This window comes from Micromonospora sp. SL4-19, from assembly GCF_047921475.1.
GTDB lineage: Bacteria > Actinomycetota > Actinomycetes > Mycobacteriales > Micromonosporaceae > Micromonospora.
In genome coordinates this window covers 36,095-57,188 of sequence record NZ_JBLROB010000011.1, presented here as the reverse complement: position 1 = coordinate 57,188, position 21,094 = coordinate 36,095, and the positions used below count along the sequence as shown (strand labels likewise).

17 protein-coding genes are annotated in these 21,094 nt (G+C 74.4%); 5 read left to right on the top strand and 12 right to left on the bottom strand.

Features of this window, described 5'->3' with window-relative positions:
* Positions 1-33: 33 nt before the first annotated feature.
* Positions 34-1,692 (top strand): glycoside hydrolase family 13 protein, encoded by a 1,659-nt coding sequence (locus ACNAVT_RS16325; RefSeq protein WP_416297309.1) that lies wholly within the window; start codon positions 34-36, stop codon positions 1,690-1,692.
* Between the two features lie 467 nt (positions 1,693-2,159).
* On the opposite strand, the gene ACNAVT_RS16320 is transcribed toward ACNAVT_RS16325, so the two are convergent.
* The 4 genes from ACNAVT_RS16320 to xylA are packed head-to-tail and all read right to left on the bottom strand — an operon-like array spanning position 2,160 to position 7,420.
* Entirely contained in the window at positions 2,160-3,572 is a 1,413-nt protein-coding gene (locus ACNAVT_RS16320) for an MFS transporter (protein ID WP_416297139.1), read from the bottom strand.
* Positions 3,573-3,624: 52 nt separating this feature from the next.
* Complete coding sequence (locus tag ACNAVT_RS16315; protein WP_416297137.1) at positions 3,625-4,713, bottom strand: DUF5925 domain-containing protein; 1,089 nt, start codon at positions 4,711-4,713, stop codon at positions 3,625-3,627.
* 41 nt (positions 4,714-4,754) lie between these two features.
* Complete coding sequence (xylB, locus tag ACNAVT_RS16310; protein ID WP_416297135.1) at positions 4,755-6,221, bottom strand: xylulokinase; 1,467 nt, start codon at positions 6,219-6,221, stop codon at positions 4,755-4,757.
* Between the two features lie 11 nt (positions 6,222-6,232).
* Positions 6,233-7,420, bottom strand: coding sequence for a xylose isomerase (xylA, locus tag ACNAVT_RS16305; RefSeq protein WP_416297133.1), 1,188 nt, complete (start codon positions 7,418-7,420; stop codon positions 6,233-6,235).
* Positions 7,421-7,468: 48 nt separating this feature from the next.
* Between xylA and ACNAVT_RS16300 the strand changes: the two genes are divergently transcribed.
* On the top strand, positions 7,469-8,728 hold the full coding sequence (locus tag ACNAVT_RS16300) for an ROK family protein (RefSeq protein ID WP_416297131.1): 1,260 nt from the start codon (positions 7,469-7,471) through the stop codon (positions 8,726-8,728).
* 35 nt (positions 8,729-8,763) lie between these two features.
* Here the strand turns inward: ACNAVT_RS16300 and ACNAVT_RS16295 are convergent, their stop codons facing one another.
* Positions 8,764-9,306: a MarR family winged helix-turn-helix transcriptional regulator gene (locus tag ACNAVT_RS16295; RefSeq protein WP_416297129.1), complete on the bottom strand. Its 543-nt coding sequence runs from the start codon at positions 9,304-9,306 to the stop codon at positions 8,764-8,766.
* 95 nt (positions 9,307-9,401) lie between these two features.
* Here ACNAVT_RS16295 and ACNAVT_RS16290 point away from each other — a divergent pair, with 95 nt between their 5' ends.
* Positions 9,402-10,532 (top strand): PP2C family protein-serine/threonine phosphatase, encoded by a 1,131-nt coding sequence (locus ACNAVT_RS16290; RefSeq protein ID WP_416297127.1) that lies wholly within the window; start codon positions 9,402-9,404, stop codon positions 10,530-10,532.
* 50 nt (positions 10,533-10,582) lie between these two features.
* Here ACNAVT_RS16290 and ACNAVT_RS16285 read toward each other — a convergent pair whose 3' ends face one another.
* The 7 genes from ACNAVT_RS16285 to ACNAVT_RS16255 form a co-directional block, all read right to left on the bottom strand.
* Positions 10,583-12,067, bottom strand: coding sequence for a sugar transferase (locus tag ACNAVT_RS16285; RefSeq protein ID WP_416297125.1), 1,485 nt, complete (start codon positions 12,065-12,067; stop codon positions 10,583-10,585).
* A gap of 209 nt (positions 12,068-12,276) precedes the next feature.
* Positions 12,277-14,022 (bottom strand): VWA domain-containing protein, encoded by a 1,746-nt coding sequence (locus ACNAVT_RS16280; RefSeq protein WP_416297124.1) that lies wholly within the window; start codon positions 14,020-14,022, stop codon positions 12,277-12,279.
* A 173-nt stretch (positions 14,023-14,195) separates the two neighbouring features.
* Positions 14,196-15,230: a lactonase family protein gene (locus ACNAVT_RS16275; protein WP_416297121.1), complete on the bottom strand. Its 1,035-nt coding sequence runs from the start codon at positions 15,228-15,230 to the stop codon at positions 14,196-14,198.
* 156 nt (positions 15,231-15,386) lie between these two features.
* Positions 15,387-15,989 (bottom strand): GTP-binding protein, encoded by a 603-nt coding sequence (locus ACNAVT_RS16270; RefSeq protein ID WP_416297120.1) that lies wholly within the window; start codon positions 15,987-15,989, stop codon positions 15,387-15,389.
* Entirely contained in the window at positions 15,970-16,359 is a 390-nt protein-coding gene (locus tag ACNAVT_RS16265; RefSeq protein ID WP_416297118.1) for a DUF742 domain-containing protein, read from the bottom strand. Before ACNAVT_RS16265 ends, ACNAVT_RS16270 begins: the two co-directional genes overlap by 20 nt.
* The gene (locus tag ACNAVT_RS16260; RefSeq protein WP_416297116.1) at positions 16,349-16,771 is read right to left on the bottom strand and encodes a roadblock/LC7 domain-containing protein; all 423 of its coding nucleotides are present in this window, start codon (positions 16,769-16,771) and stop codon (positions 16,349-16,351) included. Before ACNAVT_RS16260 ends, ACNAVT_RS16265 begins: the two co-directional genes overlap by 11 nt.
* Positions 16,771-19,200, bottom strand: coding sequence for a nitrate- and nitrite sensing domain-containing protein (locus tag ACNAVT_RS16255; RefSeq protein WP_416297114.1), 2,430 nt, complete (start codon positions 19,198-19,200; stop codon positions 16,771-16,773). Before ACNAVT_RS16255 ends, ACNAVT_RS16260 begins: the two co-directional genes overlap by 1 nt.
* A 314-nt stretch (positions 19,201-19,514) precedes the next feature.
* Here ACNAVT_RS16255 and ACNAVT_RS16250 point away from each other — a divergent pair, with 314 nt between their 5' ends.
* The gene (locus ACNAVT_RS16250; RefSeq protein ID WP_416297112.1) at positions 19,515-20,108 is read left to right on the top strand and encodes a hypothetical protein; all 594 of its coding nucleotides are present in this window, start codon (positions 19,515-19,517) and stop codon (positions 20,106-20,108) included.
* A gap of 13 nt (positions 20,109-20,121) precedes the next feature.
* Entirely contained in the window at positions 20,122-21,027 is a 906-nt protein-coding gene (locus ACNAVT_RS16245) for a hypothetical protein (RefSeq protein WP_416297110.1), read from the top strand.
* Positions 21,028-21,094 lie beyond the last annotated feature (67 nt).

The following is a 21,094-nucleotide window of genomic DNA, read 5'->3' as shown; positions in this document are numbered from 1 at the left end:
GGACGGCCATGGCTCGACACAGGGGAGAAGGCTCTGAACACCGACGCGACGCAGCAGGAACCGGCCGGCGGCCCCGCCGTGGGCTGGTGGACCGAAGCCGTCATCTACCAGATCTACCCGCGTTCGTTCGCCGACTCCGACGGCAACGGCATCGGCGACCTCCCCGGCATCACCGCCCGTCTCGGCCACCTCGCCGAGCTGGGGGTCGATGCGATCTGGCTGTCGCCGTTCTACCCGTCCCCCCAGGCGGACGCCGGCTATGACGTGGCCGACTACCGCGATGTCGACCCACTCTTCGGCACCCTCGCGGACGCCGACGCGATGATCGCCGAGGCGAAGGCGCGCGGGCTGCGGGTGATCGTCGACCTGGTCCCCAACCACACCTCGTCGGCCCACCGCTGGTTCCAGGCGGCCCTCGCCGCCGGGCCGGGCAGCCCCGAGCGGCAGCGCTACGTCTTCCGGGACGGCCACGGCCCGCAGGGCGCCGAGCCGCCGAACGACTGGCAGAGCGTCTTCGGGGGCCCGGCCTGGACCCGGCTGCCGGACGGCCAGTGGTACCTGCACCTCTTCGACGCCGGCCAGCCGGACCTGAACTGGGACAGCCCCGAGGTGCACGCCGAGTTCCTGGACATCCTCCGGTTCTGGCTGGACCGGGGCATCGACGGCTTCCGGGTCGACGTGGCGCACGGCCTGGTCAAGCAGGCCGACCTCGCCGACTGGCAGGAGCCACAGGAGATCCTCTCCGGCAACGAGGTGGACAAGCCGCGCCCGCCGATGTGGGACCAGGACGGCGTGCACGAGATCTACCGGGACTGGCGACGGCTGCTCGACGGGTACGACGGGGAGCGCATCCTGGTCGCCGAGGCGTGGGTGGAGCCGGCCGAGCGGCTGGCCCGCTACGTCCGGCCCGACGAGATGCACCAGGCGTTCAACTTCGAGTACCTGCTCGCCTCCTGGACCGCTCCCGCCCAGTACGCGGTGATCACCCGCTCGCTGGAGGCCACCGACGCGGTGGGTGCCCCCACCACCTGGGTGCTCTCCAATCACGACGTGGTCCGGCACGCCTCCCGGCTGGGCCTGCCGGTCGGCACCCCCCGGCCCAACGGCATCGGCATCGGCGACCCGCAGCCCGACGCGGCGCTCGGCCTGCGCCGGGCCCGGGCGGCCACCCTGCTGATGCTGGCCCTACCCGGCTCCGCGTACCTCTACCAGGGCGAGGAGCTGGGGCTGCCGGAGCACACCACGCTGCCCGACGAGGTCCGACAGGACCCGACCTGGGAGCGCAGCGGACACACCGAGCGGGGCCGGGACGGCTGCCGGGTGCCGATCCCGTGGGAGGCCGACGCCCCGTCGTACGGTTTCGGGCCGACCGACGCGAGCTGGCTCCCCCAGCCTCCGAGCTGGGCCGAGTACGCCCTCGACCGGCAGCGCGGGGTGCCCGGCTCGACGTACGAGCTGTACCGGACCGCGCTGCGGCTGCGCCGCGAGCACCAGCTGGGCGCGGGTGCCCTGCGCTGGCTCTCCTCCGGCGACGAGGTGCTCACCTTCACCAACGGCGGGCTCACCGTGCTGACCAACTTCGGCGCCGCTCCGGTGCCGCTGCCGGCCGGTGCCGAGGTCCTGGTCGCCAGCGCCCCGCTCGACGACAACGACGCCGTCCCCACCGACGTCACGGTCTGGTACCGCGCCTGATCTCGACCACACCCGCCGGTCCCGCCCTCGGGTCGGGGCCGGCGGGTAGGGCGACCGATCGTCTCGGCGCGGGTCGGCGCGGGTCGGGCGCCCGGCGACCGGCATCTTGCTGTTCGCCTCCTACAAACTTGATGACGTGGATGGATCAGCGGACAGATCCGCCGCCCCTGCGGCCTCCGGCTTCCGCGCGCAGGCTTCCGCGTCCCCGGCTACCGGCTTCCTCAGGCTTCCGCGCTTCCGGCTACCGGGCTCTTCGGGCTTCCGCGCTTCCGGCTACCGGGCTCCTCGGGCCTCCGCGCTTCCGGCTGCCGGGCTCCTCGGGCCTCCACTTCCCGGCTGAATCGTTTACGGCATCAAGTTCGTAGCGTGTCACGCACATCCCCCCAGCTGGCCGAATGCCGCCCCGCTCGCCGGACCTGCCGGATCGGGCGGCCGGGCCGGATGCCGTAGCGGAGACGCGAGGCAGCTCAGAGGCGATCGGCGCGGGTGTGCAGGAGGTCGTGCACCTGCGCGATGTCGCGGGGCGAGGTACGGGCGGCGAGCCAGTACATGACGCCGGTCGGGATGAAGAAGAGCTGGAACGCGGCCAGCCCGACGGCGTAGTTGAGCGGCGGCGGGAAGGCGGCCCGCAGCCCTTGGAAGACCACCCCGACCAACCCGTTGCCGGCCGCCCGGCCGACCCCGTTGACCAGGTTGCCGAGACTGTAGACGGTGCCGCGGTGCTCGGGCGGGTTGACGTCGGCGATCAGCGCGAACCAGTTCGGCGAGTTGGCCGAGGTGAGCGCGAGGGCCAGCACCGCGGTCAACAGGCTCAGCCCGACCGTGGGCTCGGTGACCACGCTGGCCAGCACCGCCGCGATCACCGCGCCGGAGCTGCCCTCGTTGGGCACGTCGATCCGGATCGGCACGAAGAACAGGACCAGGTAGAACGGCACGGCCGCGAGGATGCCCACCGCCGCGACCAGCGCCCGCCCGCTCGGCCTGCGCCGTTGGAGCGCGTCGCCGGCCAACCCGCCCAGGATCGAGAACACCCCGCCGAGCTGGAACAGCGTGGCGAAGACGCTGCCCACCACCACGGCGGTGGTCGGCGAGTAGCCCTGCGCCTCGGCCCGCTGGGCGAAGAGCACCGGCAGCCAGACCAGCGAGCCGAACGCCGCCTGCGCGGTCAGCCCCTGCAGGATCAGCCAGCGGTTGGTCCGCCGGGCCAGGATCCGGGGCAGGTCAGCCCGGCTGATCCGATAGTCGTACTCGGCGCCCGCGTCGAGCGCCGTGGCCAGCTCCGGCTCGCTCTGTCCGCGCCGGATGTCGTACGTGAACACGTAGGCCACGGTGGCGACCAGGCCGACCACGGTGAGCGCCAGGAACGGCCGCCGCCAGTCGGTGGCGCCGAGGATGCCGCCGGTGAGCGTGCCGGCGAGCGTGCCGACGCCCTGCGACAGGCCCCAGAAGCTCATCACCAGTCCCCGGCGGCGAGGCGAGATCAGGTCGGTGACCACCGAGTAGCCGACCGAGCCGACCGCACCCAGCCCGATCGCGGCGACGAGCTGGGCGGCGAGGAACGCCGGGTACTGGTGCGCGAGCGCGCTGCCGCCGGTGCCGGCCGCCCAGATCAGCGTGCCGACCATCAGCAGCGGCTTGCGGTTGGTGCGGTCGCCCACGTACGCCCAGGCCACCGCGGCGACCGCGCTGACCAGGAAGCTGACCGCGGTCACCAGACCGAGGAGCCGCTGCGGCACGCCCAGCGCGCCGGAGATCGGCCCGTACAGCGGCGGGACCAGGCCGATCGCCACGTTGTCCAGCGAGGCGAGCACCACGAACACGACCACGCTGTAGAACCGGTGAGCCGCGTTGCCGCGCCAGGAGATCGTCGTGCCGCTCATGACCGGCAGCCAACCAGGCAGAGATCACGACCGGATGACGACCCCGCCCCGCTCAGAGGTAGCCGCCGATCTCGGCCGGCACCGCGCCGGCCGGAGTCGTCCCGGAGCGCAGCGCGTACAGCTCGGCCAGGGTGGCGCCCTGCGGCGGAATCCCGGCCGAGGTGCCGAGCCAGTCGGTCGCCTCCGGGTAGGACAGCGGACCCACCTCGATCCGGGCCAGGCAGCGCCCGGGGCGGACGACGGCCGGGTGCAGCCGGGACAGGTCCTCGTTGGTGGTGATCGCCACCAGCACGTCCCGGCCCTGGCCGAGCAGCCCGTCGGTGAGGTTGAGCAGCCGGGACAACGCCTGCCCGGTCGCCTGCTTGGCCTCGCCCCGGATCAGCTCGTCGCAGTCCTCCAGGATCAGCAACCGCCAGCGGCGCCCCGTACCGCCCTCCTCGTCGTCGTCTCCCACCGCGATGTCGGAGAGGTAGGCGGCGTCGCTGAAGAGAACGTCCGGGTCGAGGACGGCGTCGACCTGGCACCAGTCGCGCCATTGCCCGGCGAGCGCGCGCAGCGCGGTGGTCTTGCCGGTGCCAGGCGCGCCGTGCAGCAGCACCAGCCGGCCCGAGACGGCCTCCGGGGTGGCGGCCATCAGCGCGTCCAGGGCGGTACGCGCTGCCGCCGCGTAGTTGTGCCGGATCGCCGTCCACTCCGGAGCGACGATCGGCCGGAGGTCTCTGCGGGCACCGCGGCGCGGGTCGTGGTGCCAGAACCCGATCCGGCCGGTGTCGGGTTCCTCGGGCTCGGCGGCACCCTCGACGATCCGGTCCAGGGCCGCCTGCCCGACGTCGTCGCTCACCGCGGTCACGGTCACCTCGGCGTCCCGCCCGTTCCAGGTGACCACCCGGGCGGTCCAACCTTCGCCGTCGAGCAGCCGGTACCGCCGCCGATTCTCGATGGCGGTACGCAGCACCCGCGCGTCGGTGGGGGTCAGCGCCGCGTCGCGGCGCAACCGGGACAGCCGGACGGTCCGCGCCCAGGGGTGCCGACCGGTGACGAAGTCCGCCAGCGCCAGCGCGTCCACCACGTCGCAGGGGGTGTCGGCGTCGTCGTACTGGAGGACGGAGGGCAGGGTGGCGTCGGCCGGGACGGTTCGCATCACTAGATCATCGTCAGCACCGGCGCCACCCGTACAGCCGTTTACCCCCCGTCGACGCCGAGCCGGTTGACGACGTGCCCGCGGGCCTGCGCGTAGCGCTCACGGATCGCCGGAACGGGCTCGGCGACGTACTCCCCGGTGTCGCCGAGGGCCCACGCCGGTGGCGCCGTGCCGCCCAGGGCGACCCAGGCGGCCTGGCGGGCGGCGCCGTCGGCGACGTACTCGCCGGGCGGTGGCACCACCACGGGCCGGCCGAAGACCTGCGGCGCGATCCGCCGCACCGCCGCGGAGCGCGACCCGCCGCCGACCAGGATGATCCGTCGGGCGGTGGCGCCCTGCGCGGTGAGCGCGTCGAGCCCGTCGGCGAGCGCGCAGAGCATGCCCTCGACGGCGGCCCGGGCCAGGTGGGCCGGCCCGGCGGTGCCCAGGGTGAGGCCGTGCAGCGACCCGGTGGCGGTGGGCCGGTCCGGGGTCCGCTCCCCCTCCAGGTACGGGATCATGACCAGCCCGTCCGCGCCGGGCGGGGCGGCCAGGGCCAGCTCGCTCAGCGCGTCCAGGTCGACCCGGAGCAACGCCGCGGCGGCGTCGAGCACCCGGGCCGCGTTGAGCGTGCAGACCAGCGGCAGGAACCGGCCGGTGGCGTCGGCGAAACCGGCGACCGCGCCGGTGGGGTCGGCGGCGGGCGTGTCCGCCACCGCGAAGACCGTGCCGGAGGTGCCGATCGAGACGACCACGTCACCCGGGCCGGCCCCGACGCCGAGCGCCGCGGCGGCGTTGTCCCCGGTCCCAGGGCCGAGCGGAACGTCGCCGGTCGCGGTACCGGACCCCGCCACCCCGGCCAGCGCCGCCGGATGCAGCAGCCCCGCCGGCTCTGCCGGGCCGAGCACCGCCGGCACCTGGATCCGCCGCCCGAAGGCGCGTTCCAACAGGTCGAGGCGGTACGTGCCGGCCCCCGGCGACCAGTAGCCGGTCCCGCTGGCGTCGCCCCGGTCGGTGCGCAGCGCGTCCAGGCCGGGAGCGCCGGCCAGCCGCCAGGTGAGCCAGTCGTGCGGCAGGCAGACCGCCGCCACCCGGTCGGCGTTGGCCGGCTCGTGTCGGGCCAACCAGCGCAGCTTGGTGGCGGTGAAGCTGGCCACCGGCACGGCACCCGTCGCCTCGGCCAGGAACCGGCGGCCGGTCTCGCCGCCACCGGCCTCCGCGATCAGCTCGTACGCGGCGTCGGCGGAACGGGTGTCGTTCCACAGCAGCGCCGGGCGGACCACCTGCCCCGCCTCGTCCAGGCAGACCATGCCGTGCTGCTGGCCGGCGACCGAGACGGCGGCGACGTCGGCCAACCCGCCGGCGTCCGCGACGGCCGCCAGCAGGGCGTCCCACCAGGCGTTCGGGTCGACCTCGGTGCCGTCGGGATGCGGTGCGCGGCCCTGCCGGACCAGCGCTCCCGTCTCCGCGTCCCGGACGACCACCTTGCAGGACTGGGTCGACGAGTCGATGCCGGCGACGAGCGGCATGGCGGCCCGCCTCAGCGTGCGCCGAGCAGGTGCTCGACGGCGAGCTGGTTGAGCCGGACGAAGCCGTAGCCCTTCGCCCCGGCCGCCTCCGGGTCGAACTCCTCGAACGCGGAGCGGTCGGCGAGCAGTCCGGCGTAGCCTTCGCCGGGGTTCAGCGTCGGCGTGCTCAGGTCGGTGACCTGGCTGGCCGCGAGGGCCTCGGCCACCTCCGGGTCGGCCCGGAACGCCGCGGCCCGCTCCTTGAGCAGCAGGTACGTGCGCATGTTCGCCGCCGCCGACGCCCACACCCCGGTCATGTCCTCGGTGCGCGAGGGCTTGTAGTCGAAGTGCCGCGGCCCGTCGTACGCGGGGCCGCCGTTCGGGCCGCCGTGCTCCAACAGGTCGACCAGGGCGAACGCGTTGACCAGGTCGCCGTGGCCGAAGACCAGGTCCTGGTCGTACTTGATGCCGCGCTGGCCGTTGAGGTCGATGTGGAACAGCTTGCCCTGCCAGAGCGCCTGGGCGATGCCGTGTGCGAAGTTCAGCCCGGCCATCTGCTCGTGGCCGACCTCGGGGTTGAGCCCGACCATGTCGGGGTGGGCCAGGGTGGAGATGAACGCCAGGGCGTGCCCGACGGTGGGCAGCAGGATGTCGCCGCGCGGCTCGTTCGGCTTGGGCTCGACGGCGAAGCGCAGGTCGTAGCCGCGGTCGACGACGTACTGGCAGAGCAGGTCGACGGCCTCCCGGTAGCGGTCCAGCGCGGCGCGGACGTCCTTGGCCAGGTCGTACTCGGAGCCCTCCCGGCCGCCCCACATCACGAAGGTGCGGGCGCCCAGCTCGGCGGCGAGGTCGACGTTGCGCAGCACCTTGCGCAGCGCGTACCGGCGTACGTCACGGTCGTTGCTGGTGAAGCCGCCGTCCTTGAAGACCGGGTGGGTGAAGAGGTTGGTGGTGACCATCGGCACGACCAGGCCGGTCTCGTCGAGCGCCTTGCGGAACCGGGTCAGCTGGGCGTCCCGGGTGGCGGCGTCCGCGCCGAAGGGGACCAGGTCGTCGTCGTGGAAGGTGATCCCGTACGCGCCGAGCTCGGCGAGCCGGTGCACCGCCTCGACCGCGTCCAGTTCCGGCCGGGTGGCGTCGCCGAACGGGTCGCGGGCCGGCCAGCCGACCGTCCAGAGACCGAAGGAGAACTTGTCGGCGGGGGTGGGACGGGGCGCCATGGCAGACCTCCGGGGTGTCGTCCGCAATTTGTTCAGTGGTTGAATTAAATGGCGACGCTGTGGCAGTGTCAAGGGGTGACCAGCGCCAGCACCACCGGGGCGGTCCGGCAGGGCAGCCTCCGCGAGCTCAACCTCGCGGTGGTGCTCCGGCGGATCGCCGCCGCCGACCGACCGCCCTCCCGGGCCGAGCTCGCCGCCGACACCGGGCTGACCCGGGCCACCGTCTCCGCCGTCGTCGACGACCTGATCGCCGGCCGGCTGGTCGCCGAGGCGGAGCCCGCCCCCCGTACCGGGGCCGGACGGCCGGCCCGCGGCCTGGTACTGGCCATGGACGGCCCGGCCGGGCTCGGGCTGGAGATCAACGTCGACTACCTGGCCGCCTGCGTGGTCGACCTGAGCGGCGCGGTACGCCACCACCTGGTGCGCCGCGCCGACCTGCGCCCGGTCACTCCCGCCGCCGCCCTGGACCGGCTCGCCGGGCTGGCCGCCGAGGCCCGCGCCGCGGCCGTACGCGACGGGCTGACCCTGGCCGGCGCGGCGCTGGCCGTGCCGGGCCTGGTCGGCGAGGGCGGCCTGGTCCGGCTCGCCCCCAACCTGGGTTGGCGGGACGTGGACGTCCCCGGGCTGCTCGCCGGGCATCCGCTCGCCGAGCCGGTCGACGGCATCCCGCCGCTGGTGGTCGACAACGAGGCCAACCTGGCCGCCCTCGGTGAGCTGCACGCCGGCCCTCCGGGATCCGCCAGCTTCCTGCACATCTCCGGCGAGATCGGCATCGGTGCCGGGATCGTGCTCGACGGGGTGCTCTACCGGGGGGCGCGCGGCTGGAGCGGCGAGATCGGTCACCTCCCGGTGCACCCGGAGGGGCGCCCCTGCCGCTGCGGCGGCCAGGGCTGCCTGGAGCGGTACGCGGGCCAGGAGGCGATCCTGGCCGCCGCCGGACTGGCCGGCGCGGAGCTGCCCGCCGACACGGCCGCGACCCGGCTGGCGGACCTCGCCGGAGCCGGCGACCCGGCCATCCTGACCGCCCTGGCGGACGCCGGAACCGCCCTCGGGGTGGCCGTGGCGGGCGTGGTGAACCTGCTGGATCTGGACACCGTGGTGCTCGGCGGCGGCTACGCCCCGCTCGCCCCGTGGCTCTCCCCACCCGTGGTCGCCGAGATCTCCCGGCGGGTGCTCACCGCGGCGTGGGCGCCGGTCACCGTACGCCCGGCGGCCCTCGGCGCGCAGTCCGCGGCGGTCGGCGGGGCCGCCTCGGTGGTCCGCCGGATCGTCGACCGGCCGGTCGGCTGGCTGGCCCGGGCCGGGTGATCCGCTGGGCGTGGCGGTAGCGCCGGCGTGACGGCTCAGGCGGTGCGGGCCACCGGAGGCTCGCCGGGAGACGCCGGGCGCGCGGTCTCCCCCGGCTCGGTCAGCGGGTCACCGGCCCGCTCACCCGATGTCTGGAGCACCGGCCAGCCATCCGCGGCGCCGGCCTCACCGCGCCGGGCGACCTCGTCGAACTCGCGCATCCCGCGCAGCAGCGCGGCGCGCCCCTCCGCGCTCATCCCGGCCAGGATCCGGTCCAGCCGGTGCCGCCGGTCGGCCCGCAACTCGGCGAGGAGCCGGGCCGCCGCCGGGGTCAGGTGCAGGGAGATCTCCCGCCGGTCGTACCGGCCCGGCTCCCGCTCCAGCATCCCGGCCGCCACCAGCCGGTCGCAGAGCCGGCTGGCCGAGGAGAGCAGCATGTCGGTCAGCGTGGCGAGGCGGCGGAGGTTGATCCCGTCGTACTGCTCGACGACCATGACCGCACGCAACTGGGCGCTGGAGAGCCGACTCGTGGTCCGCTCCCGGGCCGCCTCCCAGACAGCCAGCAGGGTTCCCGCCGCCTCGTCCAGAGCGGCGGCCATACTCGCATCAGGTCCGTAAGGACCGCGTTCTTCGGCCATGGTGCGCCCGAGACTACCCGGCGTACCAGGCCGGCGACCTGTGCAAAGGAGCAAAGATGAGCGGACCGGAGGATCGGGCGCGCCGGACCCTCGCCGACGCCCCGGCGGACCTGCTGCTCGACCGGCTCGCCGCCGAGTTGGCGCAATCGTGCGGAATCACCAGCGCCGAGCTCTACCAGGTCGACTACCGGCTGGCCGGGCTGCTGCCGTTGGGCGGTGGCGAGCCGATCACCGGCCCCGGCCACCCGGCCTGGCGCTGCTTCGACCACCAGGAGCCCGTGGTGTCGGACGGCACCGGCTGGTTCCCGGTCGGGATGCGGGGCGAGCGGCGCGGGGTGCTCCGGCTGTCGCCGCTGCCGGCCGACCCAGCCGCGCTCGGGGAGCTGGACGCGATCGCCACCGCGCTCGGCCACGAGCTGGCCGCGGTGGCCGCCAGCACGGACGTCTACCTCACCGCCCGGCGCACCCGACGGCTGACGCTGGCCGCCGAGATCCAGTGGGAGCTGCTGCCCGGTCGCAGCCGGATCCGACCGTCGTTCAGCCTGGCCGGCCAACTGGAGCCCGCGTACGCGGTGCGCGGGGACGGCTTCGACTGGTCCGACGACGGCCACCGGCTCTGGCTCTCGGTGATCAACGGCTCGGGCGAGGGGGTGGCCGCGTCCATGCTCACGTCGCTGGCCACCCACGCGCTGCGCAACGCTCGCCGCGCCGACCTGGGGCTGGCCGACCAGGCCGCCCTGACCGACCAGGCGATCTACGCGCTGCACCGGGGCGAGCAGCACCTTTCCGCGCTGCTGCTGGAGCTGGACCTGGCGACCGGGACGATGACCGTGGTCGACGCGGGCTCGCCCCGCCTGCTGCGGCTGCGCGACGGCGAGGTGTCCGAGCAGGTGCTGGAGAAGCAGTTCCCGCTCGGCATGTTCGAGGGTACGGACTACCAGGCGCAGCAGTTCCAGCTGCGGCGCGGGGACCGGCTGTTCGTGGTCAGCGACGGGGTCGTCGACGCCGTGGCCAATCAGGTCAAGTACGGCGAGACGGCGTTGGACCGCTTCCTGCGGCGCACCGGGCCGATGGAGCCGCTGGACGCGGTGCGGTCGCTGATCGGCGACCTGCGCGCCTACGTCGGCGGCGACCTGGTCGACGACGCGGTGGTGGTCTGCCTGGACTGGCTCGGCCCGCAGCCCTGACCTCCGGCGGCCCTGACCTCCCGGCGGCGCCGGCGGCGGGGGTCGCCGGCTCAGTACGCGCCGCGGCTGTTGACCACCGCGCCGAAGGTCTTCCAGAGGATGGTCAGGTCGGCGGCGAGCGACCAGTTCTCCACGTAGTAGAGGTCGAGCCGGATGCCGTCCTCCCAGCTCAGGTCCGACCGGCCGCTGACCTGCCAGAGGCCGGTCATGCCGGGCTTCACCAGCAGGCGGCGGGCCACGTCACCGTCGTACCGGGCCACCTCGGAGGGGAGCGGCGGGCGGGGGCCGACCAGGCTCATCTGGCCGAGCAGCACGTTGGCGAGCTGGGGCAGCTCGTCCAGGGACCACTTGCGCAGCAGCTTGCCGACCCGGGTCACCCGCGGGTCGTCGCGCATCTTGAACATCAGGCCGTCGGTCTCGTTGCGCGCGGCCAGCTCGGCCAGCAGGGCGTCGGCGTTGACCACCATGGTGCGGAACTTGAAGACGCCGAACTCCTTGCCGCCCTGGCCGACCCGGACCTGGCGGAACAGCACCGGCCCCCGGCTGTCCAGCTTGATGGCGAGCGCGATCACCACCAGCAGGGGCAGCAGCAGGAGCAGCGCCACCAGCGACACCGAGCGGTCGACCAGTCCCTTGACCAGCTTCCGCGCGCCCCGGAACTCGGGCGCCTCGACGTGGATCAGCGGCAGGCCGGCGACCGGGCGGGTGTGGATGCGGGGGCCGGCGACGTCGGTCAGCGCCGGGGCCACGACCAGGTCGACCCCGGTGCCCTCCAACTGCCAGCCGAGCCGGCGCAACCGGGTCGCGGTCAGCTCACCGGAGGCGGTGACCGCCACGGTGTCCGCGCCGATCGCGGTGGCCGCCTCCGGGATGCCCCGGAACGAACCGACCACCGGCACGTCGCCCAACCGCTGCGGCACCGGGGCGAGCAGCGCGTCCGGGATGCAGGCGCCGACGACCTGGTAGCCGGCGTACGGCTCGCGGCGCAGGGTGTGCACCAGCTCCAGGACGTGCGCGGTGTCGCCGACCACCAGCACCTTGCGGGACCAGCCGGCGCTCCGTTCGCGGGCGCGGTGCAGCCGCTTGCGGGCGGCGAACCGGGCCACCTCCAGGCCGAGCGTGCCGACCGCGAACGAGATGGCCAGGAAGCCCCGGGAGACCCCGAAGTCGACGATGTACCCGGTGATCGCGATGCCGCCGGCCAGCCGCAGGCTCGCCGAGCTGATCCGCCGGTACTCGTCGGCGCCGTAGCCGAGCACCCGGTCGTCGTAGCAGCGCATCGCCTTCAGCGAGACCAGCCAGACGAGCAGCAGCGCGGGCGCGACCACCCCGTACGGGACCTTCGAGCCGCTCGGCTCCAACTCACCGAAGCGGGCGACGTACCCGACGACGATGGCCCCCGCCAGCACAGCGGTGTCCAGCACCACCAGGGACCGGACGTAGGCGCGCTCCGCGGCGCGCTTCGCCGAACTGGCGCGATCGCCGCCCGATCGCGACGGCGTCCTGGTAGGGGTCAACAGCGTCGCCGAGGTCACCGGCTCTCCCCACTTCGCTCAGGCCGACCCCCGCACCGTACAGCCCCGCTGGGGACCGGCGGCCGGAGCACCCGGACATCTTGCCTCGAAAATCATGGACGGCGATCGCTTCGGACGTATTGCCGTCAGTGTTCCGACCCGCCGGGCCGGGAAGCGGCCGCCGCACCGGGTCTCCCCGGCGCGGCGGGCCGCGTTCGCTGAGTGGCGAATCAGCGCGGCGCCGGCGGCCGCAGCGCGATCGCCTGCAGGAAGATCTCACCGATCTTGGTCGGATCGACGGTGACGAACGGTCGACCGCCGGTCACCTCCGTGATCGGCTCAAGCTCCGCCCGACTGACGTCGTTCCCGATCCCGATGATGATCACCTGAACCGGTTGCTCCGGATCGCGGAGCTTCTTCAGCTGGGCGATCAGCTCCTTCTGGGAGATGCCGTTGGCGTCGTCGTTCTTGCCGTCGGTGAAGAGCACGACCGAGTTGACCTTGCCCGGCTCCCAGTCCTCCTGGACCTTCTTGTACGCCGCCAGCAGCGTGTCGTAGAGGCCGGTGTCGCCCTTCGACGGCTTGACCGAGGCGAGGCCCTTCCGCAACGCGTTCCGGTTGGTCGACAGCGGCTTGATCTCGACGACCTCCCGGTAGTCGAGCGGGCCGTTCAGGTTGGTGGAGAAGATCCACAGACCAATCGCCCAGGAGTCGTCGAAGAGCTCGAGGCCCTGGTTCGCGGCTCGGACCGTCACCTCCTGCCGGGTGGCGCCGTTGGCGGTCGCCACCTTCGTCGACATGGAGCCGGAGACGTCGATGACGCAGAGCATGCGGCCGGACTGGGTGGCGACCGACCAGGTGCTGGTGGCCTTCTGGATGGCGACCGGGTCCAGGTCCGCCGCGCCGCCCTGGCCGGTCGGTGTGGCCCCGCCGCCCGCCGGGCTCGGCGCGCCCTGCGGCGCGTTGAACCCCTCGCCCCAGTTACCGTCGGGCCCGCGCAGCGACTGCGCGGCCAGCCGGTTTCGGAAGCCCGGGGTGGTCAGCACCTCGAACAGCATCTTCGCGGCGGACGCCTTGGCCGGCTCGACACCGGGCAGCACCGCGAACGGGTAGTCCAGCGGCGCCGGCGGCGGGCCCTCCAGGTAGAGCGCGGCCAACTTGATCGGCGGCTTGGCGCTGTTGTAGGAGATGACGTCCTCTTCGGACAGCGCCGCGGCGCCCAGGGCGCTGGCGATGGCCGTCGGGTCGTTCGAGCGGGGGAACCGCGCGAGCAGGTCCTGCCGGAGCGAGGAACGGTTGGTCGCAAGCTGCCGAAGCGCCCCGATCATCGCCTCCTGCGCCTGGGCGGGGGAGGAGCCGGGACGACTGGCCGCGGCGGTCAGCGAGAGCAGCCCGGACAGGCCGGCCGCGTCCCGGGTCGGCTCGACGATGCCGGCGTGCAGCGGCTTGCTGCTGGTGATCTGGTTGAGCAGGTCGGCCCAGGTCAGCTTCTTGTCCGGCCAGCCGACCCGGGAGGCCACCGGCTCGGGCATCGCGACCACCACCGGGCTGCGGGCGATCGAGGTGCCGTTGGTCGGGCCGAGGGCGGTGGCGCCGCCGCTCTTGAGTCGCAGCAGCCAGGTGGACGAGTCCGGCACCCAGACGTCCGGCGTCACCGCCGTGCCGCTGGCCTGCCCGACGCCGGCCAGGGTGGCGCCGTGCTTGCTCGCCACCGCGGCGGCCACGTCGACCGACTCGGCGCCGGTGACGGTCACGGCGACGCAGGTGCCGCCCACCGCCGCCCCGTTGGCGACCCACTGGTCGGCCGCCGCCTTGATCGCCGGCTCAATCTCCGTGGCGGCAGCGACGGAGAGCTGGATCCGCCCGGAGCAAGACGGCCCCGTCAGCTGCTGGTAGCCGAACCAGGAGACGGCTACGACGGCGACGAGCGCGATGACCGCCGCGGCGGCACCTGCCCCTCGGAGACGTGAACGCATGCGATGGCGGCCAGACACGGTGACCATCCTGCGTATCTCGTGACGGTACTGCCACATCCGTTCGGCCGAAAGTTACGCAGGAGAAACAGTTGACCACCCAATCACTACGCTGAGCGTTCTGTCAGTGATCGCCGGTGATCGTCGTCTACTGGGGAGTGGCCTACATTACTCCGTCACGGCCGGACGCACGTCGGGCTCGCCACCGGCACCGGCTCCCCCACCGGCTCCGGCACCCCGGTGTCGGGGTCGACCCGGAAGATCCTGATCATGTCGGCCCGCTCGTCGGCGACGTAGAGGTGCGCGCCCGCCAGGGCGAAGTGCCGGGGCCACTCCCCGCCGGTGTCGACCTCGGCCACCAGCTCGGGCATCGCGCCGGCCAGCGCGAAGACGGCCACCGTGCCCACCCCCCGGTTGCCGACATAGAGGAAGCGGCCGTCGGGCCCGACGCCGACCTCGGAGGGCTGGACGTGCCCGACCCGCCCGCTCGCGTCCACCCGGACCCGCTGGTGCAGCCCGTCGACGGTCAGGTCGTAGCCGGTGACGGTCGCGTCCAGCTCGCCGACCAGCCAGCAGCGCCGCCCGTCCGGGTCCCGGACCAGGTGTCGCGGCCCGGTGCCGGCCGGCGTACGCAGCCGCGGGGCACGCGGCACCAGCCGGCCGGAGGCGGCGTCGAGGTCGTACCGGTAGACCGAGTCGGTGCCCAGGTCGACGGCGAGCAACGGCCCGCCGTCCGGGTCGGGCGAGACCATGTGGCAGTGTGCGCTGTCCTGCCGTTGCGGGTCGGCGCCGTGCCCCTCGTGTCGGACCAGGTCGCTGCGCTCCCCCGGTACGCCCTCGGCGTCCAGCGGGAACACGGCCACACTGCCATCGCCGTAGTTGGCCACGAAAAGGTGCCGCCCGTCCGGGGCGACCGCCAGGTGACAGGGCTCGACGCCGCCGGTCAGCCGGACGTCGAGCGGGTCGAGATCGCCGTCCGGGGCGACCCGGAAGGCGCTGACCTGCCCCTCGGGCAACTCGTTGACCGCGTAGAGCACGGGCAACGCCGGGTGCCGGACCAGGAACGACGGCGACGGGGTGACCGCCACCGTGCCGAGCACGGTCAGCTCCCCCGACACCGGGTCACGGCGCGCGGCGACGATGCCCTCGGCCCGCCCGTCCGTCTCCGCCGTGTAGCCACCGATGTGGACGATCGCCTCCTGCGCGGTCAACGGTCCCACCCTTCGCCGAGTCCTCCGTCGATCCAACCAGAGGCGGGCCCGGGCGGCCGGCCGGTTGGTCGGGTCACCACCCGTACCGGTTCCGGACGGCGAGCCCGGGGCGCTCCGCGCGTCGTGCCCGCCCGGGCCACCGCCGGCCCGGCCGGGTCAGCCCACCGGCACCGGCTCACCGCGCCGCCGGGCGACGTGCTCGACCAGCGAGATCAGCACCAGCTTCCCGGACTGCCGGTCCCGGACGTCACAGAGCACCAGCGGCACTTCCGGGTCCAGGTCCAGCGCGTCGCGTACCGCCTCCAGGCTGAACCGCCGGGCCCCGTCGAAGCAGTTCACCCCCACCACGAACGGGATGCCGCGCTGCTCGAAGTAGTCGATCGAGGGGAAGCAGTCCGCCAGCCGGCGGGTGTCGGCGAGCACCACCGCGCCGAGAGCACCGAAGGCCAACTCGTCCCAGAGGAACCAGAACCGGTCCTGCCCCGGGGTGCCGAAGAGGTAGACCTGCAGGTCGTCGTTGATGGTGATCCGGCCGAAGTCCATCGCGACCGTGGTGGTGGACTTTCCCTCCACCCCGGAGACGTCGTCGGTGCCGATGCCGGCCCCGGTCAGCACCTCCTCGGTCTGCAGCGGCCGGACCTCGCTCAACGCGCTCACCAGCGTCGTCTTGCCAGCCCCGAAACCGCCGGCGATGAGGATCTTCAGGGCCAGCGGGACCCGCGGCGCCGCCGCCGCCCGGTCAGAGCGCACGGAGTCCATTGACCACCGCCTTGAGGATGTTGTCGTCGGGCAGGTGTGCGGCGGTCGGCGGCTGGCGCACCGCGACGAGCCCGCGGGCGATCAGGTCGCCGAGAAGCACGCGGACCACGCCGACGGCGAGGTCCAGGTCGGCGGCGAGGTCGGCCACCGCGGCCGGCCGCCGGGCCAGCTCGACCAGGCGCCGGTGCTCCGGCTGAAGACCCGGCTGGCCGGCCGCGTCGGCCGCCGGGGCGGCCAGCACGAACGCCACCAGGTCGAAGCCGCCGACCGGCGGTCGCACCCGGCCACCGGTGAGGGTGTACGGACGGACGACCGGGCCGGCGGCGGCGTCCAGCCACTCATGCGGGGAGCCCGGCGCCTCAGCCCGCATCGAGCGCCCCCGACGCCGTCCGGGTCGGAATGCTCAGGTTCTCCCCGACCCGGATCACCAGCATCGCCATCTCGTACGCCACCAGGCCGATGTCGGCGTCAGCGTCGCTCACCACCGCCAGGCAGGCACCCTGCCCGGCCGCCGTGACGAAGAGGTACGCGTACTCCATCTCCACCACGGTCTGGCGCACCGCCCCGCCGGCGATGTGCCGGGTGGCACCCTTGGCCAGGCCGGAGAAGCCGGAGGCCAGGGCGCAGAGGTGCTCCGCGTCGGTGCGGCTCAGCTCGGCGGAGGCGCCGAGCATGAGCCCGTCGGCCGACAGCACCACGGCCTGGCGCGCCTCCGGCACCCGGTCCACCAGGTCGTCGAGCAACCAGTCGAGATCGGCGTTCTGCCGCGTCGTGTACACCACTAGGCGTCCCTCTCAGTCACGCTCGGAGGTTCCGCCGCCGGCACCGGCGGGGCGAGCTCCGCGGCCTGGTCCCGGGCCGCGTCGGTCGACGGGTCGCCAACCGGGGACCGGCCGTCGGTGGGGTGGCTGGGGGTGCCCGGCCCGGCCTCACCGGGTCGGGTGGTCCCGACCGTCGGGCCGGCCTCTCGGAGCCGGTCGGCGGCGGCGCGAGCGCCATCGCGACGGCCCCGGGCGGTGCCGGCCTGGAGGGCGGACATGGCCCGGCGTGCGTCCTCGGGCGGTCGGTGGGCCGGGGTGTCCGCGCCGGCCGCCCGGGCCCGGATCGCGGGTCCGCGCCGGCGGACCCGGCGGGGCAGGCCGTCGCCGTCGACGGGCGGCTCGACCGAGGAGGGCTGGTCGGCGGCGGGTGGCACCACCGCCGGCTCGGGGCGTTCCCGGCCGGTTCGGGTGACGCGTGGCCGAGGAACGCTGGTCAGCCGGGCTGCTCTGGCCGTCCGCCGGTCGTCGGGCCGGGCCACCCCGGCGTCCGGGCCGATCGGTCCCACCGCCGGCTCATCGGTAATCAGGTCCGCCGGTACGAGCACCACTGCCGTGGTGCCGGCCGGGGCGGCCAGCCGCAGCTCGACCCGGACGCCGTGCCGGGCGGCCAGCCGGCCGACCACGAAATGGCCCAGCCGGGCGCTGTCGGCGGGGTTGAACTCCGGCGACCGGGACAGCTTGCGGTTGGCGTCCGCCAGGGCCTGGGGCGACATACCGAGCCCGTGGTCGGTGATCTCGATGAGGTACCCGCCGGGCATCGCCCGGCCGGTGACCTGTACCCGGGTCCCGGGCGGGGAGAAGGCGGTGGCGTTCTCGATCAGCTCGGCGACCAGGTGGATCACGTCGCCGACGGCCCGGCCGATCACTCCGGCCGGCTGCACCTCGCCCACGTCGACCCGGTCGTACGACTCCACCTCGGAGATCGCGCCGCGCACCACGTCCACCGCGGCGACCGGGCTCCGCCAGCCCCGGCCGGGGGCCGCACCGGCGAGGATGACCAGGTCCTCGGCGTGCCGCCGGAGCCGGGTGGCGAGGTGGTCGACCTGGAACAGCCCGGCCAGCTCGTCCGGGTCCTCGGTCTTCCGCTCCAGCCGGTCCAGCAACGCCAACTGCCGATGCACCAGTCCCTGGCTGCGCCGGGCGATGTTGAGAAATACCTCGTTGAGCCCCCGGCGCAGGGTGACCTCGTCGACGGCGGCCTGTACGGCGGTGCGGCGAACCTCGTTGAAGGCCCGCCCCACCTGGCCGATCTCGTCGGCGCCGTGGTCCAGCTCGGGCGCCTCCCGGGCGACGTCCACCTCCTCGCCGCGGCGCAGCCGGGCGACCACGTCGGGCAGCCGGTGCTCGGCCATCTCGAGCGCGGCGGTGCGGACCCCGGTCAGCCGGGCGGCCAACGACCGGCCGACCCGCAGCGACACCAGCAGGCAGATCACGATGGCGAGCAGGCCCAGCGCCCCGACGGCGACGAGCCGGACCAGGATGCCCACCGCCATCGGCACGGACCGCTCGGCCAGGTCGTCGAGGCCCCGCAGCTCGAAGTCCCGCAACCCCTGCCCGACCGCCGCCTGGCTGGACTCCCAGGCCCGAACGTCGAGCCCGGCCGGCAGGTCACGGGCGCGGATCAGGGTGTCCTGGAGGGCGTTCAGCCGGACGAACGCCTCGCCCTCGGTGAGCCGCTGGTATGCCGCGCGCTCCCCCTCGGGCAGGTCGGCCACCGTGGTCTCCGCCAGGAAGCGCTGATTGTCGATGGTACGCACCAACTGCTCGTGCTCGCCCTCGGCGTACCGGCCGGCGGTTATCGCGCCGGCGAGCAGCGAGTCGGTCTGCCCGAGCAGCTCCCGGCACCGGCCGAGAGCGGTCAGCGCCAACGCCTCGCGGTTGAGCTGGGCGTCGGGGTAGGCGGCCATGGCGGAGAACGCCTGGAAGGCCGAATTGATCATCCCGCTGTAGAGCCCGATCGCCCCGACCCGGTCCATCTCTCCGGCGTCGATGAAGCCCCGGCCGGCGGGCAGCGCGTCGAGCGCGGAGACCAACTGGTCGAGCCGGGCGTCGAGCAGGTCGTCGGCCGCGTCCCGCAGGTCCTCCCCGCCGACCCGGCGACGCAGCTCGGCGACCGCCCGGTCGGTGCGCTCCCGCTGCTCGGCCAGGGCCGGCAGGGTGGTGTCGCCGGCGAGCTGGACGACCGACAGCCGCCGTTCCCGCTGCAGCTCGGCGACGACCGTCTCGCCGGGCCGGCCCAGGTCGTAAAGGAGGGTACGCGCGGCGAGCAGATCGAGGGCGGGCCCGAAGGTCAGCGTGGTGGCGAAGATCCAGAGCGCCAGCAACGCGGTCACCGGACCGATGACCAGCGCCGTCAGCTTGGCGCGGATCGGCCAGTCACGGGTGTTCATCTGACCTCGCCCGAGAAGGTGTCGCAGGGGTGGCGCCGGCACCGGCCGGAGAGGTTTGCCCCCGGCCGTGACGCCGGGCCCCGGCTCGGGCGCCTTGGGCAGGATACGTAATCCCCGACGGATGTACTACCGGCCGTCTCGCCCGTCACTACTGTCCGGGATGTTCCGCTCCGGAGCCGTTGGACACCAGCGCCCCGCCGGAACGGACCGGCGGGGCGCTCATGTTTTCGGTCATGGAATCGCCCAGGAAAGTGCCCCGGATCGGGATTGGCGATCACGACACGGAGGGAATACCAGCGGGCGAAGGAGGAGCCATGTCGCCCACGCAGGTAGTCGTCACAGTCATCCTCGTCCTGGCGCTCGCGGCACTGGCCGCGGTCGCGGTCGTCGCCGGCCGCCGGCGCGCCCTCCGGCAGCGCTTCGGCCCCGAGTACGACCGGGTCGTCGCCGAGCGGGACAGCCGGGGTGCCGCCGAGCGGGAGTTGCGGGAGCGGGAGCGCCGCCACGCCGCGCTGGAACTCACCCCGCTCGACCCGGAGTCCCGGGCCCGGTACGCCGCGGCCTGGGAGGAACTCCAGGTCCGCTTCGTCGACTCACCCGACGAGACCGTCAGGGACGCCGACGAGCTGGTCAGCCGGTTGATCGCCGAGCGCGGGTACCCGACCGGCGACTTCTCGGAACGGATCGCCAACCTCTCCGTGGAGCACGCCCGCACCCTGACCCACTACCGCGACGCCCACGAGATCCGGCTGCGCACCGAGCGCGGCGAGGCCAGCACCGAGGAACTCCGTCAGGCGCTCGTGCACTACCGGGCCCTCTTCGCCGACCTGCTCGGCGCGGACCCGGTCGGGCACCAGCCGCCGGCGCAGCGCCAACCCGACCACGAGCACGATGTCACGAGCCGCTGAGGAGGCCGCCGCCATGCGCCAGGGAAAGCAGCAGGTCACGCGGGAAGACCCCGAGACGGTCCGGTCCGCGCCGGTCGCCCCGCCCGGCGAGGCCGACGGGCGCCGGGACGCCCGGGCCGACGTACCCGAGGACGCGATGGACGACCGGGGCACCGTCGACGACCCGGCGGCGGTGGACGAGCGTGCCGCCGACGCCGCGACCGGCGGCCGGCCGCCGTTCCACGCCCCGGGGCCGGTGCCGACGGGGTTCGGGGCGGCGGCCACGGTGGCCGACGCGGTGGCCGCCTCCGCGATGGCCAGCGCGCGGGCCGAGGACGAGCGGGATCCGCGCAGCGAGGACACCGCCCAGCCGGGCGACGGGGCCCCGGGACGGACCGACGCGTTCGACGACGAGCGGGCCGACCCGACGGCCGGCGACCGGCTGCACAGCCGGGAGCCGCAGGCGGCCGAGCCGTCCGGCCAGACGCGCCACGACGCGCCGGCCGCCGGCGCCGCCGGATACGGCAGCGCCGAGCCGGCCATGGTCGACCCGGACGCCAGCACCGCCGCCGCCGCCGCCGCCGGCGCGGCCGATGCCGGCCCGCGCGCGGGTACGGCCGGCGCGACGCTGGCCAGGGCGGCCCAACCCACCCCGGGCGCGGTGCCGGCGGACGCCGCCACGCTCTTCGCGCCGGAGATCGCCAGGGGCTTCCGGGACCGCTGGCGGGAGGTCCAGCTCCGCTTCGTGGACGACCCGCGGGCCGCGGTCGGCGAAGCGCAGTCGCTGGTCGAGGAGGCGATCGAGGCGCTCTCGGCCGCACTACGGGAGCAGCGGACCAAGCTCGGTGGCTGGCAGCAGTCCGGCTCGACCGACACCGAGCAGCTCCGGGTGGCCGTCCGCGACTACCGGGACTTCCTGGACCGCGTCCTGGGCCGCTGACCGGCGTCCGGGCGGCATGCCCCGCCCCCGGTGGGGTACGTCAGGGGGGTCACGGAACCGGGACAGG